Here is a 21,879-nt window from a genome sequence, read left to right as displayed (position 1 = left end):
AGTCGACGAGTAAGCAGATGCCGGAACGCCGCAAGGCAGGCGCGGGCGGTTCCGGTCAGGCAGCACGGCGGTGGCCGTGCTGACCCGGCGCGAGCTGTGCAAGGCAACCGGGGCCGCCATCGCGGTCCTGGGCGCCGTGCCGGCAGCTGCACAGGCCGCGCAACCTTCGAAGAAGGCCGGGCTGCCGCCAGTCGCGGCGGCCGATGCCCTGCAGCTGTGGTACCGCGAACCGGCCAACGAATGGATGGAGGCGTTGCCGGTCGGCAATGGACGACTCGGCGCGATGGTGTGGGGCGGTATCGCCCATGAGCGCCTGCAGCTCAACGAAGACACGCTCTACGCTGGCGGCCCCTACGATTCCACCAGCCCGGAGGGATTGGCCGCGTTGCCGCAGGTGCGTGCGCTGATCTTCGCTGGCCGCTATGCAGACGCCGAAAAACTGGCCGACGCCAAGCTGCTCTCGCGCCCGCTCAAGCAGATGCCGTATCAACCGCTCGGCGATCTGTTGCTGGATTTCGATCGCGCCGACGGCATCAGCGAGTACCGGCGCCAGCTGGATCTGGATACCGCGGTGGCCACCACCAGTTTCCGCTCCGGCGGCGCGGTGCATCGGCGCGAGGTGTTCGTCTGCGCGCAAGCGCAATGCATCGTGGTCCGGCTGTCGTGCGACCACCCCGGCGGTATTTCGTTGCGTGTGGGCATCGACAGCCCGCAAAGCGGCGAGGTCACCGTGGAGCAGGGCGGTTTGCTGTTCATTGGTCGAAACGGCAGTTTTGCCGGCATCGAGGGCAAGCTGCGGTTCGCGTTGCGGGTGCTACCGCAGGTCAGCGGTGGCAAGCTCAGCCAGGTGCGCGACCGGTTGCGTATCGACGCTGCCGATGAAGTGGTCTTGCTGCTCAGCGCCGCGACCAGTTACCAACGCTTCGATGCGGTCGATGGCGACCCGCTCGCGCTCACCGCAGCCAGCCTGCAGAAGGCGGGCAAGCTGGACTACGCGGCATTGCTGCGTGCGCATCTTGCCGATCACCAGCGCCTGTTCCGGCGCGTGGCGATCGACCTGGGTACCAGCGAAGCGGCAGCGCTGCCCACCGATCAACGCGTGCAGCAGTTTGCCGGCGGCAACGACCCGGCATTGGCCGCGCTCTATCATCAATACGGTCGCTATCTGTTGATCTGCAGCTCTCGGCCCGGCACCCAGCCGGCCAATTTGCAGGGCATCTGGAACGACCTGATGCAGCCGCCGTGGGAAAGCAAGTACACCATCAACGTCAACACCGAGATGAACTACTGGCCCAGCGAGGCCAACGCATTGCACGAGTGCGTTGAACCGCTGGAAGCCATGCTGTTCGACCTGGCCAGGACGGGCGCACATACCGCAAAGGCGATCTACGACGCGCCCGGTTGGGTGGTACACAACAATACCGATCTGTGGCGGCAAGCCGACCCGATCGACGGCGCCAAGTGGAGTCTGTGGCCGATGGGCGGCGTGTGGCTGCTGCAGCAGCTGTGGGACCGCTGGGATTACGGCCGCGACCGCGCCTATCTCAGCAAGATCTACCCGTTGTTCAAGGGCGCCGCAGACTTCTTCGTTGCCACGTTGATGCGCGATCCGCAGACCGGCGCGATGGTGACCAATCCGTCGATGTCGCCGGAAAATCAGCACCCATTCGGTGCGGCGGTATGCGCCGGGCCCACCATGGATGCGCAGCTGCTGCGCGACCTGTTCGCCCAATGCATCGCCATGAGCAAGTTGCTTGGCGTCGATGCGGAGCTGGCGCAGCGACTGGCCGCCTTACGCGAACAATTGCCGCCCAACCGCATCGGCAAGGCAGGGCAGTTACAGGAATGGCAGCAGGACTGGGACATGCAAGCGCCGGAGATCCATCACCGCCACGTTTCGCATCTGTACGCATTGCATCCGTCCAGCCAGATCAATCTGCGCGATACGCCCGAACTGGCTGCGGCCGCACGGCGCTCGCTGGAAATCCGTGGCGACAACGCCACCGGCTGGGGCATCGGCTGGCGTTTGAACCTGTGGGCACGGCTGGCCGATGGCGAGCATGCGTATCGCATCCTGCAATTGCTGCTGGCGCCTGACCGCACCTATCCAAACCTGTTCGACGCACATCCGCCGTTCCAGATCGACGGCAACTTCGGCGGCACCGCCGGCATTACCGAAATGTTGCTGCAAAGTTGGGGCGGCAGCGTGTTCTTGCTGCCGGCCTTGCCCAAGGCGTGGCCACGTGGCAGCGTGCGCGGCTTGCGCGTGCGCGGCGGCGCCAGCATGGACCTGGACTGGGATGGCGGTCGCTTGCGGCAGGCACGCCTGCACAGCGATCGTGGCGGGCGCTATCAACTGTCCTACGCTGGGCAGACCCTGGACCTGGAACTGGGCGCAGGCCGCACCCAGCAGCTGGGACTCAATCACAACCGATTGGTGATGCAATGAGCTTGTACGTAGGACTGGATGTGGGCACGCAGAGCGTCAAGCTGGTGGCCTACGATCCGCAGGAGCGCGCCGTGGTCGCCACCATCGCCGCGCCGATGGAACTGATCAGCCGCGACGACGGCACCCGCGAGCAACAGGCGCAGTGGTGGATCGACGGCATCGTGCATTGCTTCGCGCAGCTCGACGGCCAGTTGCGCGCACGTGTGCGCGGCATTTCCGTGTCGGGCCAGCAACACGGCTTTGTGCCGGTGGCTGCCGATGGCAGCGTCACCGCGCCGGTCAAGTTGTGGTGCGATACCAGCACTGCGCTGGAATGCGACGAAATCATGGACGCCGTCGGTGGCGCGGCTGGCAGTGTTGCTGCTGCAGGCAACCCGATCATGGCCGGCTACACCGCCTCCAAATTGCCGTGGACGCGCAAGCATCGCCCCGAGGCGTATGCAGCGATGACCACGGTGATGCTGCCGCACGACTACATCAACTTCTGGCTCACTGGCGAGCGCTTTGCCGAAGTCGGCGATGCGTCCGGTACCGGCTGGCTGGACGTGCGTACGCGGCAGTGGTCCGAGCGCATGTTGAGTGCGGTCGACGCGCAGCGCGACCTGCGTGATGCATTGCCGCCGCTGGTGGAAACCGGCGCGGTCTACGCAGTGTCCGATGCCGCTGCCCAGGCATTGAATCTGCCGGCCGGCGTGCGCGTCACCACTGGCGGCGGCGACAACATGATGGCCGCCATCGGCACCGGAAACGTGGTGCCTGGACGCCTGACCATGAGCCTGGGGACTTCGGGCACCTTGTTCGCCTACGCCGATCACCCGGTGGTGGACGACGACGCACGCTGGGCCGCGTTCTGCTCCTCCAGCGGCGGCTGGCTGCCGCTGATCTGCACCATGAACTGCACTGTCGCCACCGAGGCGGTGATGCGCATGTTCTCGATCACCCGCGAGCAGACCGAAGCCTTGATCGCCAGCACCGCACCGGGCGCCGACGGACTGGTGTTGCTGCCATTCTTCAATGGCGAGCGCACTCCCGATTTGCCGGCCGCGCGCGGCTGCTTGTTCGGGATGGATCTGCACAACACCACCGCCGCGCATTTCTATCGTGCCGCGATGGAAGGGGCCACCTACAGCCTGCGCAACGGCTTCGATGCCTTTGTCGCTGCCGGCCTGCAATTCGATACCATCCTGCTCACCGGCGGCGGCAGCAAGAGCGCGCAGTGGCGGCAGATGGTGGCCGATATCTTCAACCTGCAGGTGGTGGTACCGACCCAGCCCGAAGGCGCTGCCTTCGGTGCCGCGCTGCAGGCGCTGTGGGCCTGCGAGCGCGCCGATGGTGGCGATGCCGCGTTGGCGGATGTAGTGCTGGAGCATTTGCAGGCGGACGACGCGCTTGCCGCACAGCCCGACCCGCAGCGCGTGGCCCAGTATCAGCAGCACTACCAGACCTTCCTCAAGCACCTGCATGTCGTCAGCCCGCTCTACGCCGGCTGATCGACACGTTTTTCTACAACTCCCCCAGCAGTAAGGACTTCACCCCTCATGAGCAACACCGTCTACATCGGCGCCAAAGAATATTTCCCCGGCATCAACAAGATCGGCTTCGAAGGCCGCGATTCGGACAACCCGCTGGCGTTCAAGGTCTACGACGCCAACAAGCAGATCGGCGACAAGACCATGGCCGAGCATCTGCGTTTTGCCGTGGCCTACTGGCATAGCTTCTGCGGCAATGGCGCCGATCCGTTCGGCCCGGGCACGCGTGCGTATCCGTGGGATGTGGGCAACAGCGCGCTGGCGCGGGCCGAGGCCAAATCCGATGCCGCCTTCGAGTTCTTCACCAAGCTCGGCGTGCCGTATTACTGCTTCCACGACATCGACCTGTCGCCCGATGCCGATGACATCGGTGAATACGAGAGCAACCTCACGCACATGGTCGGCATCGCCAAGCAGCGTCAGGCCGACACCGGCATCAAGCTGTTGTGGGGCACGGCCAACCTGTTCTCGCATCCGCGCTACATGAATGGCGCCTCGACCAACCCGGACTTTAATGTGGTGGCGCGCGCGGCGGTGCAGGTCAAGGCCGCGATCGATGCCACCGTCGAGCTGGGCGGCGAAAACTACGTGTTCTGGGGCGGCCGCGAAGGCTATGCCTGCCTGCACAACACCCAGATGCAGCGCGAGCAGGACAACATGGCGCGCTTCCTCACCCTGGCGCGCGACTACGGCCGTGCGATCGGCTTCACCGGCAACTTCCTGATCGAGCCCAAGCCGATGGAGCCGATGAAGCACCAGTACGATTTTGATAGCGCTACCGTGATCGGCTTCCTGCGCCAGCACGGCCTGGATAAAGACTTCAAGCTCAACATCGAAGCCAACCACGCCACGCTGTCGGGCCACAGCTTCGAGCATGATCTGCAGGTGGCTTCCGATGCCGGCCTGCTGGGCAGCATCGATGCCAACCGCGGCAACCCGCAGAACGGCTGGGACACCGACCAGTTCCCGACCGATTTGTACGACACCGTCGGCGCGATGCTGGTGGTGCTGCGGCAGGGGGGGCTGGCACCGGGCGGCTTGAACTTCGATGCCAAGGTGCGGCGCGAATCGTCCGACCCGCAGGACCTGTTCCTGGCGCATATCGGCGGCATGGATGCGTTCGCACGCGGGCTGGAAGTGGCCAACGCGCTGCTGACCTCCTCGCCGCTGGAACAGTGGCGCGCCGAGCGTTACGCCAGCTTCGACAAGGGTGCAGGCGCCGACTTTGCCGCAGGCAAGAGCACGCTGGCCGATTTGGCCAAGCATGCTGCCGGCAATGCGCCCAAGCAGGTCAGCGGGCGCCAGGAAGCGTATGAGAACCTGATCAATCAGTATCTGACGCGTTGATGTCCCGTGGCCGGCGGCGCACTGCGTCGCCGGCCGATGGCGGCCACCCCCGTGGACGCTCCCTTGCATGTTCCCAGGTGAATCCATGTCCAGTGTTTCCATTGACGGCGCCCCCGATGCCGGCGAGAACACCCGTTTCATCATCCTGATCAGCTGTGTAGCCACGATCGGCGGCTTCCTGTTCGGCTTCGACAGCGGCGTGATCAACGGCACCGTCGATGGCCTGAAACAGACCTTCCAGTCCACCGCCGCCGAGACCGGCTTCGAGGTCGCCTCGATGCTGCTGGGCTGCGCCATCGGCGCCTTCTTTGCCGGCCGCCTGGCAGACCGTTGGGGCCGCCGTGCGGTCCTGATCATTTCCGCGGCGCTGTTCCTGCTCTCGGCCATTGGCGCCGGTGCTTCGCACAGTTCCGGCTTCTTCATCTTCGCCCGCGTGATGGGCGGCTTTGCCGTGGGTGCGGCCAGCGTCATCTCGCCGGCCTACATCGCCGAGGTCGCCTCCGCACGCTATCGCGGCCGGCTTGCCACGATGCAGCAGATCGCCATCATCAGTGGGTTGTTCTGCGCATTTTTGAGCAACTACCTGCTGGCCAACGCCGCCGGCGCTTCTACCGAGCCTCTCTGGGCAGGGCAGGCCGCATGGCGCTGGATGTTCTGGATGCAGGCGATACCGTCGCTGCTGTTTCTCCTGCTGCTGCTGGTCATTCCTGAAAGCCCGCGCTACCTGGTGGTCAAAGGTCGCCGCGAACAGGCGCTGGTGGTGCTCAAGCGTCTGTACGGGAACGCCGTCGCGCAGACCAAGCTGGGCGAGATTTCCGCCTCGATGTCTGCCGATCAGCACAAGCCCAAGTTCTCCGACCTGATCAACAAGGCCACCGGCAAGATCCGCCCCATCGTCTGGATCGGTATTGGACTGGCGGTCTTCCAGCAGTTGGTCGGCATCAACGTGGTGTTCTACTACGGCGCGGTGCTCTGGCAGGCGGTCGGCTTCTCCGAGCAGGACGCGCTGTTGATCAACGTGCTCTCTGGCGGCCTGAGCATCGGCGCCTGCCTGGTCACGGTGATGCTGGTGGACAAGATCGGTCGCAAGCCGCTGCTGTGGATCGGTTCGGCCGGCATGGCGGTCTCGCTGGCCCTGGTCACCTACGCCTTCGCCACCGCCTCGCTGGACCCCAACGGCAAGCTCGCCATGTCCGATGCCATGGGCATGCTCGCGCTGGTGGCCGCCAACGTCTACGTGGTGTTCTTCAATGCCTCGTGGGGCCCGGTGATGTGGGTGATGCTGGGCGAGATGTTCCCTAACCAGATCCGCGGCTCGGGCCTGGCGATCGCCGGCGCCGCGCAGTGGACCTCCAACTTCGCCATTACTGTCAGCTTCCCGATCCTGCTCGGCAGCATCGGCCTGGCCGGCGCCTACGGCATCTACACCGTCGCCGCCTTCATCTCGGTGTTCTTCGTGCTCAAGTACGTTTATGAGACCAAGGGCAAGGAGCTGGAGCAGATGGAGGGCTGATCTTCTCTGCTATGCCGATATCGGTTTGGAAGACGAACAAGGCCGCGCATTGCGCGGCCTTGTTCGTTGACGGTCTCGCCGGGATCTTGCCGATGTCTCGCATGCCTGCATCGCTGCAGGCGACTCGATCACGCTGGCTGTGATCGTTGGGCTGGATGCGATATGTGCCCTGGCAACTGCCTACAGCTCTGGCCTGCGCTGTGTCAGGCGGCCTGATTCCATGTGGCCCAACGCACCACCAAAGTGCAACGCCTGTCTTAACGGCGATAACCGCCTGCAAGCGCATGGGCTCTTTTTGCAAATTGTGCGCCACCGCTATACTCCACCAGGCAGTTTCCCTCCAGACTAGGGCGAATCGTGGAACCAAGGAGTGGTGGTATGGCAGTAGCCAAAGAGCTTGTCAGGGGCATGCTGATCAGCGTGTGCTACTGCTTGGTGTCTCTGATCCTCTGGCGCTTCTCCATCGACCAATGGTATTTGCCAGTTGGCTTGCGGGTCGTCACCTTGCTGTTTCGACCGTATCGCGAATGGCCGTTCCTATTAGCAGGAGATGCTGCGGCCATGTTGGTCTTGCGTATTCCGCTGGGCGGGTTGCAGGGGTTCAGCCCGCTATGGTCTTACCTGAGTCCGTTCTTGCATGTGCCCTTGATTGCCAGCGGCATTTTCCTGCTTCGTTACCATGTGCCTAATATCGTCAAAAAGCAGCACTGGCTTATTCCTGCCGCACTTGCGCTAGGGCTTTGGAATGCAGTCTGCAGTATGTTGTTAAATGAAACGCTCGGTGGTCCACCGATTTATCCCGTGATTGATCTGCTGCTGCTCTACGGTTCGGGCAGCTATCTTGGAATACTGGTTTTGCTGCTTCCCACGATGTTGTGGACCAGTTGGAATGACAGCCCAGTGCATTCCAGTCTGCCAAGAGATCTCGCTGTTGCCGTGGTTTTTATCCTTGGACTGTTCTTCAGTCTGGGTGTCTTCAGTAGCCCATCGATTCGAAACATTTTGATGATCGCGATGCTTGTGCCGATGATCGTCATGACCTTTAGGCATGGATGGAAAGGTATTGCATTGGGCGCGCTACTTGCTAGCTTTGGACTTGAGTTCTCTCTTCCCAGGGTCTATCAGGCGGGCTTCTTCGATCAACATGTTTTTAATATTCAGTTGCTCTATGGAGTCATGACGACCGCTCTTTTTATTTTTAACGCTCGCCTGCGTGAGTCCGCTCGCAATAGTATTTCGAATCGCGCGAAGGACGACACCTTTCGATTCGCTCGTGCGAGCTATTCCAGTGCAGAACGTCTGTTACGCAACCGCGTACTTGAATATTCTGATATCAATGTGCAGATCAACAGGATGCGCAAAGACGTCGTGGCTGATTTGAGAGCGAAAGGACAGCACGCGGTTGCAATGGAGATGACACGGGTTGGTGTGCTTGAGTCGCAGTTATTGCAGCAATATGTGGCCGCACTTTATCCTTTGGAAATCGAGACACACGGGCTCTATCAAGCCTTGCGTTCGCCAGCACTTGAGCGTTTCTGCCAATCTCGGTTTCAATACGTGTTTCGCGGAGATTGTAAGAATCTGTCGTTGGAGCTACAGCTGAGCGCGTATCGCAGTGTGCTCAACTGTGTCGAGATCTTGCCGTCAGCTCGCAGGCATTTCATCCAGGCTCGTGCGTGGACAGGTAAAGAGGCTAGGGGGGTTGTGGTGCGCGTTATTGCGGATTCTTCGTCAGCTGAGCTGGCTGGACGCGACTCAGACGATATCGAAGCTGAACTGTATGCACGATTGAAGGCGCATGGCGGCATGCTTCGCCGCCGCCATGCGTTGGTTGTGACGTTCCTTGTTGCTGAGCCTGATTCCGTGGAGGTCAGGGGGAGACTATCCACTGGTCCCCAGCTGCTTCACGCCGGGTTAGTACCGTGAAGTTCCTTGTTTGATAGACGAGTCGTGCTTGATCGCGTTGGGTTGCATCAAGTGTTGCCGCGTCATTTGAGCGCGTGCTTGCAGAAATCTTGTTTGCTGAAGGCAACACGACGCGCTCTACATCCTTGCCCATTGGCAACGTCCAGAGGGCGTTGTCCACTCTCGCAACTACCGCGCGGACCACGCCGGTGACATCGTTGATTTGCAAGTAGGTAACTCCGTCGCGCTGCAGTTCATATATAGCGAGCGATGGGTCAATGGCCAGGTTGGCGGCTTTGGGGCTGCTATCGCCAAGTCCTGTCATTGCATGCGCACCGATACCACCGCTGGAGGGGCAGCATTGAGCCATCGCCGCGCTTGATGCGAAGAGTCCGGCGATTAAACAAAAAGCCACACACCAATTTTTTGCGTTCCTCATGATTTTGCCTTCCCCCTGCGTGGGGCAACACCGCCTGCGATTCAGGCGCTTATACGTTACGTGTTGAATGGCAGATTTTGTTGATTGTTGGTCGCAGAAAATTGTTGCGGCATACCATCCGCCGATCAGCCAAGGAAGAGTCAATCGCGTCCACTATTACCCGGATCTATTAGGTCGGGCGTGATGTGCAGTATTGGAGTGCGCGCTCCATTCAACTGGTGGGCTCGAGTTCGCCACCAGCACGTTCAAACCAGCCAATCACCCGCCGGTGATGAAGTTCGCCCCAACGACGCAGGAATTGCTGGGTGTGGTGGTCGCCGAGGTCGCGCAGGCTGGCGAGCCGTTGGACGATGAAAGGCGCGGTCAGTGGCTGGGCGCAGTCGACTTCGATGCAGTGGCGCCAGGCGGTATAGCTGTCGGGGATGGCGAGGGACATCGTGGTGCTCTTCGGTAAAAGTGAACGTGAGGGCAGTGGCGCGGCGCGGCGGGCTTGATTTTGCGCAATAAGTGTTACTTTATAACACTTCATCCATCGTTCGTCTGGTCACGTCGTGTCGCGTTCCTTGCCGCAGAGTGTCGTTTGCCTGGTCACCATGCCGAACCTTCCGTGCTCCAAGTGGCGCGGTGGCCGCATCGATCCTTCGGGATTGGCCCGATGAGGCGGCGGCAGGTGCTGCGCACCGTCGGCGCGGCCTTGGTGCTGTCGCCGAGCCTGGTCCACGGGCAGTCGCTGCCACGGCTGCGCAACTGCAACCTGCAGCGTCAGGAGGGGGGGCTGCGACTTGGACTCGCCTTGAGTACGCAGGTCGCCTACCGCAGCTTCACCTTGTCCGATCCAGCGCGCCTGGTCATCGACCTGTCGGGCATTTCGGCGCAACCACCGCAGATGGATCCATTGCCCGAAGGTCTCGCCGTCGCCGCCATCCGCAGCGGCCCGCATGGTGATGGGCTGCGCGTGGTGCTCGATCTGTCGCAGCCGCTGACGGCCACGGCGCGGTGGGAGGACAGCGTGCTGGTATTCGATCTTGCTGCCGCTTCCGGCACTGCCTCGTCGTCAGAGGCAGTGCCGGCTGTGGCGGCGGCTGCGTTCACACGCTCGCGCCTGCATCCGTATGTGATCGCCATCGATGCCGGCCATGGCGGCAAGGATCCGGGTGCGGTCAGTGCCGATGCGCGTTACGAAAAACATGTCGCCATGGCGGTGGCCGGGCGGCTGCACCAGCGTCTGGCCGCCGATCCGCGTTACCGGCCAAGCATGATCCGCAGCGACGACCGCTTCGTGCCGCTGCACGAGCGGGTGCTGATCGCCCATCGCCACAATGCCGATCTGTTCGTGTCCATCCATGCCGATGCCGCACCCAATAGCCAGGCACGTGGCGCCTCGGTATTCGCCTTGTCCGAGAACGGGGCCAGCTCGGCACTGGCCCGCTGGATCGCCGATAGCGAAAACGCTGCCGACGATATGGGCGATACCGCACGCCGGCTGCGGGTGCCGAGCAACCCGGTGCTGTCGCAGGTACTGGCCGACCTGTCGCTGAGCGGCACCATCGCCAGCAGCCTGCAGTTCGGCAAGCTGATGCTCGGCCGCCTGCAGCAGGTGACGCGCCTGCACCAGGATCAGGTGGGGCAGGCCGGCTTTGCGGTGCTGAAGTCGCCGGATATTCCGTCGTTGCTGGTGGAAACAGGCTTCATGAGCAATCGCGACGATTGCCAGCGTTTGTGTGGCGATACGCATCAGGACGAACTCGCGCAGACGCTGCATGCGGGAATCGACGACTACTTCGCCGCGTTTCCCGGTCGCGCCTGAGTCGCGGTCGTCACCTTTACCCTTCAATGAGCGCCCGATGTCCGCCACGCTTCCCGATGTCGCTGTAACCGAACCATCCACGCTGAGCGCGCCCTTGCGGTGGGTCGGCATGCAGGACATCGCAATTCCCGTGCATCTGGACGCTGGTGCTGGCGACCTTGCCGCCCGCGCCAGCGTGCAGGTCGATCTGCCGCGGGCTGAGCTCAAAGGCATCCACATGTCGCGGCTGTATCGCCTGCTGGACCTGCATCTGCAGCGGCCATTGTCGCCGGCCATGCTGTCGCAGCTGCTACAGGCGCTGATCGAAAGCCATGCAGATTGCGCAAGCCGCGCCGCAAGGCTGACGCTCAGCTTCGAACGGCTGCTGCGCATGCCGGCCTTGCGCAGCGAGGGGCTAAGCGGTTGGCGTGCTTATCCGGTGCATATCGCCGCGCAGTGCAGGGCAGGGCACACCACGATCCAGCTACAGGTCGAGGTGCTGTATGCGTCCACATGCCCGTGTTCGGCGGCGTTGTCGCGGCAGTTGCTCAGCGATGCGTTCGTACAGCAGCACGCCGGGCGCGGTGCACTGCCGCTACAGGACGTTGCGCAGTGGTTGCAGGATCACGGTTCTTACGCCACCCCGCACAGCCAGCGCAGCGTGGCGCAGGTACGTGTTGATCTGCCCGTGGATGCGCAGGGCTTTGCGATCCAGCAACTGATCGGTCTGTGCGAGCAGGCGTTGGCAACGCCGGTGCAGGCCGCGGTGCGGCGGGCCGACGAACAGGCATTTGCGCGCTTGAACGGCGCAAACCTGATGTATGTCGAAGACGCGGCGCGACGCCTACGCAAGGTGCTGGGTGAGCACTACGCGGCGTTTCATGTGGCGGTACGCCATCTGGAAAGCTTGCATGCGCATGACGCCGTCGCCGAAACCGGTAGCGACGACCAGACGCCTTTCCCCGTAGCCGTGTGAGCAGACGCCATGTACTGCAAATTACCAAAGCGGCCACTGCGAATGGCACGCACACCACGCAAGTCGGCTGTCGCGACGAGCAATGGCGAGCCTGGTCTGCGCGGCGCGTTGCTGTTGGACCCTGCTGTTTTCTTTGTGCTGATGTGGCTGATCTAAGCGGCGTAACTGTGGTCGATCCATCGTCTAACCCTCACCGCGCGGTACTCGCGAAAGCGGCATGCGCGTTGGCTGCGGCGTGTTGATGGTCGCGGCTAGACGCATCCCGACAAACACTGCCGCAAGGCGCGCGTCCGATGCGATCTGGGCACCGATGCATGGCGGCAACCAACCTCGACCACGTCGTCAGTCCCGGCGGTCCTGCCCAGGCCAAGGCGCGCGTTGGAGGCCGTCGCGGCCCGCCGCATGGCGGCGCAGTCCAGTAAGCGTGCCAAGTGCCTGCGCCACAACGCAAAAGCCCCGCAATGCGGGGCTCTGGCGTTTCTGCAGCGAAACGAGAGGTGGTGCTCCCTAGGGGGCTCGAACCCCTGTTTTAGCCTTGAGAGGGCCACGTCCTAACCATTAGACGAAGGGAGCGCTTTTGTCACGTCTTGTGCAGCGCGCTAGTATAGTGAGGTAATAGCCGTTGGGCAATCCTGCAACACAAGACGGAAGCGCCATCATCGAACCCTCAGTTACATCCCCGTTCACGCTGCGCGTCATTCCACGCGATCAGCACACCATCTCGCGCAAGGACATCAGCCCCAACGCGCTGCGCGTGCTTTACCGCCTGCGCGAATCGGGCTTTGGTGCGTACCTGGTCGGCGGTGCGGTCCGCGATCTGCTGGTCGGCCACCACCCCAAGGATTTCGACGTCGCCACCAGCGCCACGCCGGAAGAGGTCAAGGCGCTGTTCCGGAACTGTCGCTTGATCGGTCGCCGCTTTCGTCTGGCGCACGTGGTGTTCGGTCGCGAAATCATCGAAGTGGCCACCTTCCGCGCCAATAGCGACGATGGCAGCGGCGATCGCGAACTCGATAACGGCCGGCTGGTGCGCGACAACGTCTACGGCACCATCGAAGACGACGCGATCCGCCGCGACTTCACCTGCAACGCCTTGTATTACGCCATCGAGGATTTTTCGGTGCGCGACTACTGCGGCGGCTTCGAAGACGTCCAGGCGCGCTTGATGAAGCTGATCGGCGACCCGGAGCTGCGTTACCAGGAAGATCCGGTGCGCATGCTGCGCGCGGTGCGCCTGGCGTCCAAGTTGAACTTCGAGATCGAAGCCGGCACCGCCGAACCGATCCCGCGCCTGGCCGGGCTGTTATCCGAAGCCGCGCCCGCGCGACTGTTTGAAGAAATTCTCAAGCTGTTCCTGTCCGGACACGGCGTCGCCAGCTTCGAAGGCCTGGAGCGTTATGGGCTGTTCGGCGCGCTGTTTCCAGAAAGCGCGGCAGCATTGAAATCCAACCGTAGCGGCGCGTTGCGCGCCATGGTGCTGGAAGGCCTGCGCAATACCGATGCACGCGTGGCCAACGACGAGCCAGTGTCGCCGGCATTCCTATTCGCGCTACTGCTGTGGCCGGCGTTCTGCCGTACCTTGATGGGGCTGCAGGCGCAGGGCGTGCAACCGGAGGATGCGCAGCGTCGTGCGGCCGATCGCGTCACCTTGCATCAGCTGGAACGCGTCGCGTTGCCGCGCCGCTTTTCGCTGCCGATGCAGGAGATCTGGCTGCTGCAGACGCGCTTCTCCTCGCGTCAGCGCAAGCGGGTGTTCCGCACCCTGTCGCATCCGCGCTTCCGTGCGGCGTTCGATTTCCTGGTGCTGCGCCAGTTCGCTTCGCCCGATCATGCTGCCGATGTGGAGTTCTGGCGTGAGGCGCAGAAGTCGTCCGGCCAGGAACTGGTGGATGCGATCGAATCGGCGCAAGCCGACCAGGAAGGCGAGGAGGGCGCGCCGCGCAAGCGTCGTCGCCGTCGCCGTCGCACTGGCGCGTCCGCAGGCGAGTAGGGCATGCAGACCGCCTTTGTCGGCCTGGGTGCCAACCTGGGCCCGGCCGAGGCCAGCGTGCGCGCGGCCATCGCTGCGCTGGGCGCTGTGCCGCAAACCACACTGATCGCCGCGTCGCGCCTATACCGTACGCCGGCCTGGGGCCGCGAAGACCAACCCGATTTCATCAATGCCGTGGCGCAGTTGCGCACTGGCCTGGCGCCGCTGCCGCTGCTGGAGGCTTTGCTGGGCATCGAACAATCGTTCGGCCGGCAGCGCCGCGCCGGCGAGCGCTGGGGCCCGCGTACGCTGGATCTGGACCTGCTGCTGTACGCCGAGCAGGTGATCGATCTGCCGCAGTTGCAGGTGCCGCATCCGCATCTGCAGGCGCGTGCCTTCGCGCTGCTGCCGCTGTCCGAGCTGGCGCCGGAGGCGATCATTCCTGGCCATGGAACAGTGCGGCACGCTCTGCACACTATCGATACCTGCGGGCTGGAGCCGATTGGGTAGATAATGGCCGGCTTATCACCCCACGTAATGACTTCATGAGCAGCCACGCCGACAGCAAGCCCTGGACCGTGCCCGCCTTGGCGCAGGCCAAGCGCGAGGGTCGAAAACTGGTCATGTTGACCGCGTACGACGCCAGCTTCGCGCGCACCTTCGACGCCAATGGCGTGGATCTGATCCTGGTCGGCGATTCGCTCGGCATGGTGGTGCAGGGGCACGATTCCACCTTGCCGGTGACCACCGCCGACATGGTCTACCACACCGCCTCGGTGGCCCGCGCGCTCGATCGCGCATTGCTGGTGGCCGATCTGTCGTTCCAGGCCGACGCCACGCCCGAACGTGCACTGGATGCCGCTACCCAGCTGCTGCAAGCCGGCGCGGAAATGGTCAAGATCGAAGGCGCCGGGCACAAGCTTGAGGTCATCCGTTATCTGGTCGAGCGCGAGATTCCGGTCTGCTCGCACCTGGGGCTGACCCCGCAATCGGTGCTGCGGTTCGGTGGCTACAAGGTGCAGGGGCGCGGTGAAGCCGGTGAGCAGTTGCGCCGCGATGCGCAGGCGGTGGTCGACGCCGGTGCCAGCCTGGTGGTGCTGGAATGCGTGCCGACGCCCATCGCCACGCAGATCAGTGCCGAACTCAGCGTGCCCACCATCGGCATCGGTGCTGGCCCCGGTTGCGACGGCCAGGTGCTGGTGATGCATGACATGCTGGGCCTGGACAGCGGTCACCGCCGTCCCAAGTTCGTCAAGGATTTCCTTGCCGAAGGCGGCTCGGTCGCGGGCGCGGTGCGTGCCTACGCGCAGGCCGTGCGCGACGGCAGCTTCCCCGATGCAGAGCACGCGTACGCCGCATGATCCAGACACTCACCGATCTTTCCGCACTGCGCGCCCTGGTCAATGGCTGGAAGCGCGAGGGCCTGCGCGTGGCACTGGTGCCCACCATGGGAAACCTGCACGCAGGGCATTACTCGCTGGTGATGCTGGCGCGCCAGTACGCCGACCGCGTGGTGTCCAGCGTGTTCGTCAACCCGACCCAGTTCGGCCCGAATGAAGATTTCGCGCGCTACCCGCGTACGCCCGAGGCCGACCTGCGCGGCCTGGAAGATGCCGGGTGCGATGCGCTGTGGCTGCCGGACGTGGACACCATGTATCCCCTTGGCACCGCGCTGGCCACGCCCATCCACGCGCCCGGCGTCAGTGATGTGCTGGAAGGCGAATGCCGGCCGGGGCATTTCGATGGCGTGTGCACCGTCGTGGCGCGGTTGTTCAATCAGGTGCAGCCGGACGTGGCCGCCTTCGGCAAGAAGGATTACCAGCAGTTGGCAGTGATCCGGCAAATGGTGGCCGACCTGGCGTTTCCGATCGAGATTCTGGGCGGCAGCATCGTGCGCGAGGCCGATGGCCTGGCGATGAGCTCGCGCAACCAGTATCTGTCGGCGGAAGATCGCCCGACCTCGGCCAAGATCCGCAAGGTGCTGCTGCAGATGCGCGACAGCTATGCCGCCGGCACGCCGCGGGCGCAGGTGGAAGATGCGGCCAGCCATGGGTTGGAGCAGGCCGGTTTCCGGGTCGATTACGCGGTGGTGCGCTTGCCCGACTTGAGCGAGCCGGGCGACAGCCACGCCGGTGCGCGCGTGGCCCTGATCGCGGCCCGCCTGGGCAACACGCGCTTGATCGACAACCTGGAATTCTGATCGGGCCGACGCTGCGTACGCCGCGTCTGACCTCGGTCTGCAGCGCAGCGCGCCAGTGCAGATGCGCCTTCGCACGGCGCCGGCCTGAAGCCCTCACCACCGGACGCAGCGCGAACCGGTGGCAGCGGGCGCTTTCCGCTAAAATACCGGCTTTCCTTTTGTCGTTGCCTGCGTCCATGCATCTGTCCCTGCTGAAAGCCAAGATCCACCGCGCCACCGTCACCCACTCCGAGCTCAACTACGAAGGCTCGATCGCCATCGACGGCCTGCTGCTGGAAGCGACCGGCATCCGCGAATTCGAACAGGTCCACATCTGGGACGTCACCAACGGTGCGCGTTTCAGCACCTATGCCATCCGGGCTGAAGAAGGCAGCGGCATCATGTCGCTCAACGGCGGCGCTGCGCGTCACGTGCAGGTCGGCGATCTGATCATCGTGGCGGCGTTCGCGAGCATGAGCGAAGACGAAGCCAAGACCTTCAAGCCCAATCTGGTATATGTGAACGCGCACAACGCGATCTCCCACACCAACCACAGCATCCCCACGCAGGCCGCATGACACAGACCAACGGATTCGACGCGCTTCACGCCCACGCCCAGCGCCTGCGCGGCGCTGCCATCCCCGCATTGCTTGCCGCCGAGCCGGAACGGCCGACGCAGTACGCCAGGCAAGTCGGTCCGTTGTATTTCAATTTCGCGCGGCAGAAGTACGACCGCGCCGCGCTTGATGCGCTGTTCGTCATCGCCCGCGAACGCGATCTGGCCGGTGCGTTCCAGCGCCTGTTCCGTGGCGAGCAGGTCAACGTTACCGAACAACGCGCGGCCTTGCACACCGCGTTGCGTGGTGATTTGACAGACGCGCCGGTGGCATCGGAGGCGTATGCCACCGCTGCCGAAGTGCGCCAACGCATGGGTGCGTTGATCCAGCAACTGGAAGCCACCGACGTCACCGATATCGTCAGTGTCGGCATCGGTGGCTCGGACCTTGGCCCGCGTCTGGTTGCCGACGCGTTGCGACCGGTCTCCGGTGCACGCTTCCGCGTGCATTTCGTCTCCAATGTGGATGGCGCAGCAATGCAGCGCACGCTGGCCACACTGGACCCGGCACGTACCGCCGGCATCCTGATTTCCAAGACTTTCGGCACCCAGGAAACCCTGCTCAACGGCAGCATCCTGCACGCCTGGTTGGGTGGCAGCGAGCGGCTGTATGCAGTCAGTGCGAACCCCGAGCGCGCGGCCAAGGCCTTCGATATTGCACCCGGGCGCGTGCTGCCGATGTGGGATTGGGTGGGCGGGCGTTACTCGCTGTGGTCGGCGGTGGGTTTCCCGATTGCGTTGGCCATTGGCTTCGTGCGTTTCGAACAATTATTGGAAGGCGCCGCGCAGTTCGATGCGCATGCGCTCAACACGCCGCTGGAAGAAAACGTCGCGGTGCTGCACGGGCTGACTGCGGTGTGGAATCGCAACCTGCTTGGTAGCGCCACGCACGCGGTGATGACCTACGACCAACGCCTGGCCTTGCTGCCTGCCTACCTGCAGCAGCTGGTGATGGAGAGCCTTGGCAAGCGCGTCAAACTCGACGGCTCGGCGGTGGATAGCGACACCGTGTCGGTATGGTGGGGCGGTGCGGGCACCGATGTGCAGCACAGCTTCTTCCAGGCGCTGCACCAGGGCACCAGCGTGGTGCCGGCCGATTTCATCGGCACCGTGCACAACGACGACCCGTATGCGGAAAACCATGTCGCGCTGATGGCCAATGTACTGGCGCAGACCGAGGCGCTGGCCAACGGCCAGGACAGCAGCGACCCGCACCGCAGTTATCCCGGCGGGCGTCCGAGCACGGTGATTCTGCTCGACGCGCTGACCCCGCAGGCGCTGGGCGCGCTGATCTCGATGTACGAGCACAGCGTGTATGTGCAGTCGGTGATCTGGGGCATCAATGCGTTTGACCAGTTCGGCGTGGAGCTGGGCAAGCAGCTGGCCAGCCAGTTGCTGCCGGCGCTGAAGGGCGAGTCGGCCGATGTGGCCGACCCGGTGACGCGCGAATTGCTGGGCAAGCTGCGCGGCTGAACATTGGCGCATCGCGCAGACAGAGAACGGGGCCTGCGGGTCCCGTTTTTGTTTCGACGGCATGGCCAACTGCGCTATGAGGCTAAAAGGGGCAAATTTCCTAAATTGGGAATTTGGGAGTAGGCTGATGGCCATCCCTCCGCGCCGGACTGTCGCCATGTCGCGCTTTCAGGATTTGCCCGAGCTCGAAAAATCGCCCGCCGCCGACATCAAGGTGAAGGGCTGGCCCAGCCTGATGCGCAAGGTGCGCTCGCATGGGGCGGTGGTCATCACCAACCACAATCACCCCGAAGCCGTGGTCGTGGATGCCGAAGAGTATCGGCGCCTGGTCAGTCAGGCGAGTGCGGCGGCCGCAACCTCGGCGCGCGCGCAATCGCTGCAGGCATTGCAGGCGAAGTTCGATGCGCATCTTTCGGCGGCGACCGAAGGTGCAGGCTTGGCTAAGGCGATCGCCACGCCGGCACGCCGCGGTCGCAAGGTCACCCTGGGTCCGTCGCTGTAGCCGATGGGCAATCTCCTGGTGCTGGCCGGCGTCAACGGCGCCGGCAAGAGTTCGTTATTGGGCCGTTTTCTGCACGAGGACGGCGCCACCTGGTTCAATCCCGATGCGTTCACCAAGGCACTTGTCGAGCAGGGCTGGGCGCCTGCGGAGGCGAACGCGCAGGCCTGGGAAGAGGGCGTGCGGCGGCTGCGCCAGGCGATGGCCGATGGCAGCGATTTCGCCTTCGAAACCACGCTGGGTGCGACGACCATTCCGCGCCTGCTGCGCGAGGCCTGCGCGCAGCACACGGTGGCGGTCTGGTTCTGCGGGTTGGCGACGGTTGACCTGCATATCCAACGCGTGTCAGCGCGGGTTGCGGCCGGCGGTCATGCGATCCCTGAGCACAAGATCCGTGAGCGTTACGATGCGTCGCGCGCCAACCTGATTGCCTTGCTGCCGCATCTGGCAGTGCTGCATGTCTACGACAACAGCGCACCCGCCGACGTGGCAGGTCAGGCGGCACCCATGCTGGTGCTGGAACTGGACCGCAGCGGCCTGCATTACCCGCAGACGCCGGACGAATTGGCGCAGGTACCCGACTGGGCCAAGCCCATCGTGATGGCGGCGCTGGAGTTGCCTCGCGCCCGTGACTAGGCCCAGGAGCGTGCGCATACTCGGGATGCCCGTCGGCAGTGCAGTGACGTTATGCGGTCTTCGTTTGAAACGATGTCAGGAAGCTCGTCGTCATTGCTGTGACACGGTGCTTGTGAAAGCGACGCAGGCGCGCGCACTCGCAGGGCGGCGACCAAGACGTATCGGGCAGTCGCGAGGTGGCGCACAGGAATCGGAAAGTGCGCGTGACCCACGCCGATTCCGAGCACTGCTCTTGGAAGTCTGGAAGATCACCGTGATTGCTCTCGATGCACGGCGCGAACGAGCATGCATCGTCTGCAGCACGGGGTTTGAAGGCGCACACACCGCAACGCAGACGATCGCGCGCGTGCCGGCGTCAGTCGCAACGCCGTGCAGGCGCTGCCAGTGACCCGTCTGCATTAAGCGCAGCTAACAAAACCACGGCGCAGCCGTCGAACAGGCGCGGCGGCGCTCGGAATCGGCATGTACCACTCGTACACTCCGGTTCCTGCGCGCCGTCCGCACCCACCTGACGACTGCTCGCTACGTTTGTTGGCCGCTCTACGCCTTACTCAACTGCACCGCCACCGGATCGCCGGTGAGATAACCCACGGCTCCACCGAAGCGGTCCTTGTAGTTGGCGCGGACCAGCGGATCCAGCGTGGCCTTGACGGTGTCGTGCAATGGGCTTTCCCAGTCGCCAGGGTGCTGGAAGTTAGTCATCACATAGGTCCAGCCGTGGATCTCGTCGACTGCGTGCAGGCCGGTCGATTCGGCGCCTGCCGGCACCGATAGCACGCGCGTCAGCGTGCCGTTGTCCACGTTGTACGCCCACAGGAAATTGTTGACGTGCAGGCTGCTGTCTTCGCCGATGAACAAGGTGCGCAGCGACTCGGAGAACTTGAGGTTGTCCGGGTTGGCGATCCGTTCCGGGTCGGCCAGATTGCCCAGCGCATCGGCCTTGGCCAGGTTGTGCCCGGTGAGGGCCGCCGGGGCTGCCATGTCGATCGGCACCCAGTCGCTGTGGATCGGCGCACCGTGACTGTCGCGTTGACCGCCACGCAGGTTCAAGGCATAGACCGCGCCGGCTTCCGGGCCTTGCACTTTTACATCGCCCGAGCCATTGAGCATGCTGGTGACGATGTAGGACATCGCCATATAGGCGACCTTGTCGTGGGCGTTGACGGTGGTGCCTTCGAGCTTGGTAAAGCCCAGGCTGCCGCCGGCCAATGCGGCGTAGCGATGGGTTTCCAGATACGTGGCGGCCTTTTCCATGCCGGGCTTGATGCGGATCCAGTTGAAGGTGCCGTTGAACGGGATCTTGGTGAAGCTGGCATCGCCGGGATCGCTCAGATGCACATCGAGGATGTCGGCGGCGGTGAGGCGGTCGGCCATTGCCTGGATCTCGGCGCTGGTGGCATGCCCCAACTTGATCCAGCGCAACGTGGCCGCACCCGGGCCGACACCGGAGGTCTGGTGCCACTTGCCGACGTACAACGTTCCGGACGACAGATCCGCCTTGCGGTCGGCGATGAACATGAACAGCCCGCCGTTGGTGGCGTCGTCGCCCATCAGCACGGTGCGTTGGTCGGGCATCACCTGCACCAGTTCGTGCGAGATGCGGCCCAGGCAGTAGTGCTTGCGCACGCTCCCCGTTCCATCCGGGTGCACGGTGATTTCGGGCAGGTGGCCATAGTGGTACGGGTTGGCTTTTTCCGGGTCGCCGTACAGGTGCGTGCTGTAGCTGCGGAACTGCGTGTTGCCAGCCAGCGCGGTGGCGTCGGGCTCGTACTCTTCGCTGGACAGGTGGGTATTCCACGGCGACAGGCTGGCACCGCAGGTGGTCCACAGCCCATGCACTGGCGCGGTGTCGACGTTGTGGTACTTCACCAGCGACAGCTTGCCGGTGGCCGGGTCCTGATCCAGCGTCAACACCGCGATCGGCGCGGGCAGGTGGCGATTGACGTCGTTGCCGGCCTGGTCGCGGGTGGTGTATTCGAACTGCACCACCGCGAATACGTGGTTGCCCTTGACGCCCGGCACCTTGGCATGGGGCAGGGTCAGCAGCGAGGAGCCGTCCGGGCAATCGGAAAAGAACGCACGCTCAGCACCGGGTTTGGAGCGATCGATGATCGGGCGATGCTGGATGTCGTAGTAACCGCCCGCCAGCACGGTGCCGCCGTTGCCGTCCGGCACCTGGTCGCCGGTGACGAAAAACGGATGGTAGGCCAACGCATAGCGCTGCGTGTTGCCGTCGCTGCGGGTCACGCTGAGCGCCGAGCTGACCGTGGTGGTGGCCATTGCCGCCGGGTTGGCCAGGCTGGGTGCCGGCATGCCGTGGAAGGTGGCCGAGACCAGGCGGGTCGGATTGTCGGATGGTCGCAACGGGCGCGCGGCCCATGCCGCACCCCCAAGTTGTTGCAAGGCGGCGGCGCTGGCGTTGCCGAGCGGCAACAGGGGAACGGTCGCCAGCAATTGCATCAGGCGACGACGAGAGGGGTCGGGGGAGGCAGGCATCGAAACTCCAGGCAAAGACAAGATCGACGATGGCAGTGGCGCATCGGCAAGCCGGTCACGCTAGGCC

18 protein-coding genes, 1 tRNA gene and 1 other RNA gene are annotated in these 21,879 nt (G+C 63.8%); 16 read left to right on the top strand and 4 right to left on the bottom strand.

Annotated elements, in window-relative coordinates:
- The first annotated feature begins 76 nt into the window (after positions 1 to 76).
- From M0D43_RS01540 to M0D43_RS01520, 5 genes are all read left to right on the top strand, one after another.
- Positions 77 to 2,449: a glycoside hydrolase family 95 protein gene (locus tag M0D43_RS01540; RefSeq protein WP_260808232.1), complete on the top strand. Its 2,373-nt coding sequence runs from the start codon at positions 77 to 79 to the stop codon at positions 2,447 to 2,449.
- Positions 2,446 to 3,939, top strand: coding sequence for a xylulokinase (xylB, locus tag M0D43_RS01535; RefSeq protein WP_252163258.1), 1,494 nt, complete (start codon positions 2,446 to 2,448; stop codon positions 3,937 to 3,939). The genes M0D43_RS01540 and xylB overlap by 4 nt, the downstream gene beginning before the upstream one ends.
- A 48-nt stretch (positions 3,940 to 3,987) precedes the next feature.
- Entirely contained in the window at positions 3,988 to 5,325 is a 1,338-nt protein-coding gene (gene xylA, locus M0D43_RS01530) for a xylose isomerase (protein WP_260807766.1), read from the top strand.
- Positions 5,326 to 5,410: 85 nt separating this feature from the next.
- Complete coding sequence (locus M0D43_RS01525; RefSeq protein WP_260807765.1) at positions 5,411 to 6,838, top strand: sugar porter family MFS transporter; 1,428 nt, start codon at positions 5,411 to 5,413, stop codon at positions 6,836 to 6,838.
- 378 nt (positions 6,839 to 7,216) lie between these two features.
- Entirely contained in the window at positions 7,217 to 8,764 is a 1,548-nt protein-coding gene (locus M0D43_RS01520; RefSeq protein WP_260807764.1) for an MASE1 domain-containing protein, read from the top strand.
- On the opposite strand, the gene M0D43_RS01515 is transcribed toward M0D43_RS01520, so the two are convergent.
- Entirely contained in the window at positions 8,709 to 9,182 is a 474-nt protein-coding gene (locus M0D43_RS01515) for a hypothetical protein (RefSeq protein ID WP_252163257.1), read from the bottom strand. The genes M0D43_RS01520 and M0D43_RS01515 overlap by 56 nt on opposite strands.
- A 211-nt stretch (positions 9,183 to 9,393) precedes the next feature.
- Entirely contained in the window at positions 9,394 to 9,618 is a 225-nt protein-coding gene (locus M0D43_RS01510) for a hypothetical protein (protein WP_252163256.1), read from the bottom strand.
- 219 nt (positions 9,619 to 9,837) lie between these two features.
- On the opposite strand from M0D43_RS01510, the gene M0D43_RS01505 reads away from it, so the two are divergent.
- Entirely contained in the window at positions 9,838 to 10,989 is a 1,152-nt protein-coding gene (locus M0D43_RS01505) for an N-acetylmuramoyl-L-alanine amidase (protein ID WP_260807762.1), read from the top strand.
- A gap of 37 nt (positions 10,990 to 11,026) precedes the next feature.
- Complete coding sequence (folE2, locus tag M0D43_RS01500) at positions 11,027 to 11,944, top strand: GTP cyclohydrolase FolE2 (RefSeq protein WP_260807761.1); 918 nt, start codon at positions 11,027 to 11,029, stop codon at positions 11,942 to 11,944.
- Positions 11,945 to 12,442: 498 nt separating this feature from the next.
- On the opposite strand, the gene M0D43_RS01495 is transcribed toward folE2, so the two are convergent.
- A tRNA-Glu gene (locus M0D43_RS01495) sits at positions 12,443 to 12,517 on the bottom strand.
- Positions 12,518 to 12,566: 49 nt separating this feature from the next.
- Here M0D43_RS01495 and pcnB point away from each other — a divergent pair.
- The 9 genes from pcnB to M0D43_RS01450 all read left to right on the top strand — a co-directional run bounded on the left by pcnB (position 12,567) and on the right by M0D43_RS01450 (position 19,853).
- Complete coding sequence (pcnB, locus tag M0D43_RS01490) at positions 12,567 to 13,934, top strand: polynucleotide adenylyltransferase PcnB (protein WP_252163255.1); 1,368 nt, start codon at positions 12,567 to 12,569, stop codon at positions 13,932 to 13,934.
- A 3-nt stretch (positions 13,935 to 13,937) separates the two neighbouring features.
- Positions 13,938 to 14,423 (top strand): 2-amino-4-hydroxy-6-hydroxymethyldihydropteridine diphosphokinase, encoded by a 486-nt coding sequence (folK, locus tag M0D43_RS01485; RefSeq protein WP_101365036.1) that lies wholly within the window; start codon positions 13,938 to 13,940, stop codon positions 14,421 to 14,423.
- 35 nt (positions 14,424 to 14,458) lie between these two features.
- The gene (panB, locus tag M0D43_RS01480) at positions 14,459 to 15,274 is read left to right on the top strand and encodes a 3-methyl-2-oxobutanoate hydroxymethyltransferase (RefSeq protein ID WP_252163254.1); all 816 of its coding nucleotides are present in this window, start codon (positions 14,459 to 14,461) and stop codon (positions 15,272 to 15,274) included.
- The gene (panC, locus tag M0D43_RS01475) at positions 15,271 to 16,113 is read left to right on the top strand and encodes a pantoate--beta-alanine ligase (protein ID WP_260807759.1); all 843 of its coding nucleotides are present in this window, start codon (positions 15,271 to 15,273) and stop codon (positions 16,111 to 16,113) included. Before panB ends, panC begins: the two co-directional genes overlap by 4 nt.
- 176 nt (positions 16,114 to 16,289) lie before the next feature.
- On the top strand, positions 16,290 to 16,670 hold the full coding sequence (panD, locus tag M0D43_RS01470) for an aspartate 1-decarboxylase (RefSeq protein ID WP_008571260.1): 381 nt from the start codon (positions 16,290 to 16,292) through the stop codon (positions 16,668 to 16,670).
- A complete protein-coding gene (gene pgi / locus M0D43_RS01465; RefSeq protein ID WP_252163252.1) occupies positions 16,667 to 18,181 on the top strand; it encodes a glucose-6-phosphate isomerase in 1,515 nt (504 codons plus the stop codon). Before panD ends, pgi begins: the two co-directional genes overlap by 4 nt.
- Before the next feature lie 157 nt (positions 18,182 to 18,338).
- Entirely contained in the window at positions 18,339 to 18,683 is a 345-nt protein-coding gene (locus M0D43_RS01460; RefSeq protein WP_252163251.1) for a type II toxin-antitoxin system prevent-host-death family antitoxin, read from the top strand.
- 3 nt (positions 18,684 to 18,686) lie between these two features.
- Positions 18,687 to 19,316 carry an ATPase gene (locus tag M0D43_RS01455; RefSeq protein WP_260807758.1) on the top strand — a complete coding sequence of 210 codons (630 nt, stop codon included), beginning with the start codon at positions 18,687 to 18,689 and terminating at the stop codon, positions 19,314 to 19,316.
- Positions 19,317 to 19,778: 462 nt separating this feature from the next.
- A non-coding RNA gene (locus tag M0D43_RS01450) (sX9 sRNA) lies at positions 19,779 to 19,853 on the top strand.
- Between the two features lie 3 nt (positions 19,854 to 19,856).
- On the opposite strand, the gene M0D43_RS01445 is transcribed toward M0D43_RS01450, so the two are convergent.
- Positions 19,857 to 21,812 carry a PhoX family protein gene (locus tag M0D43_RS01445; RefSeq protein ID WP_260807757.1) on the bottom strand — a complete coding sequence of 652 codons (1,956 nt, stop codon included), beginning with the start codon at positions 21,810 to 21,812 and terminating at the stop codon, positions 19,857 to 19,859.
- Positions 21,813 to 21,879 lie beyond the last annotated feature (67 nt).

The organism is Xanthomonas prunicola, assembly GCF_025266575.1.
GTDB classification, from domain to species: Bacteria; Pseudomonadota; Gammaproteobacteria; order Xanthomonadales; family Xanthomonadaceae; genus Xanthomonas; species Xanthomonas prunicola.
This window is presented reverse-complemented; position numbering and strand designations above follow the sequence as displayed.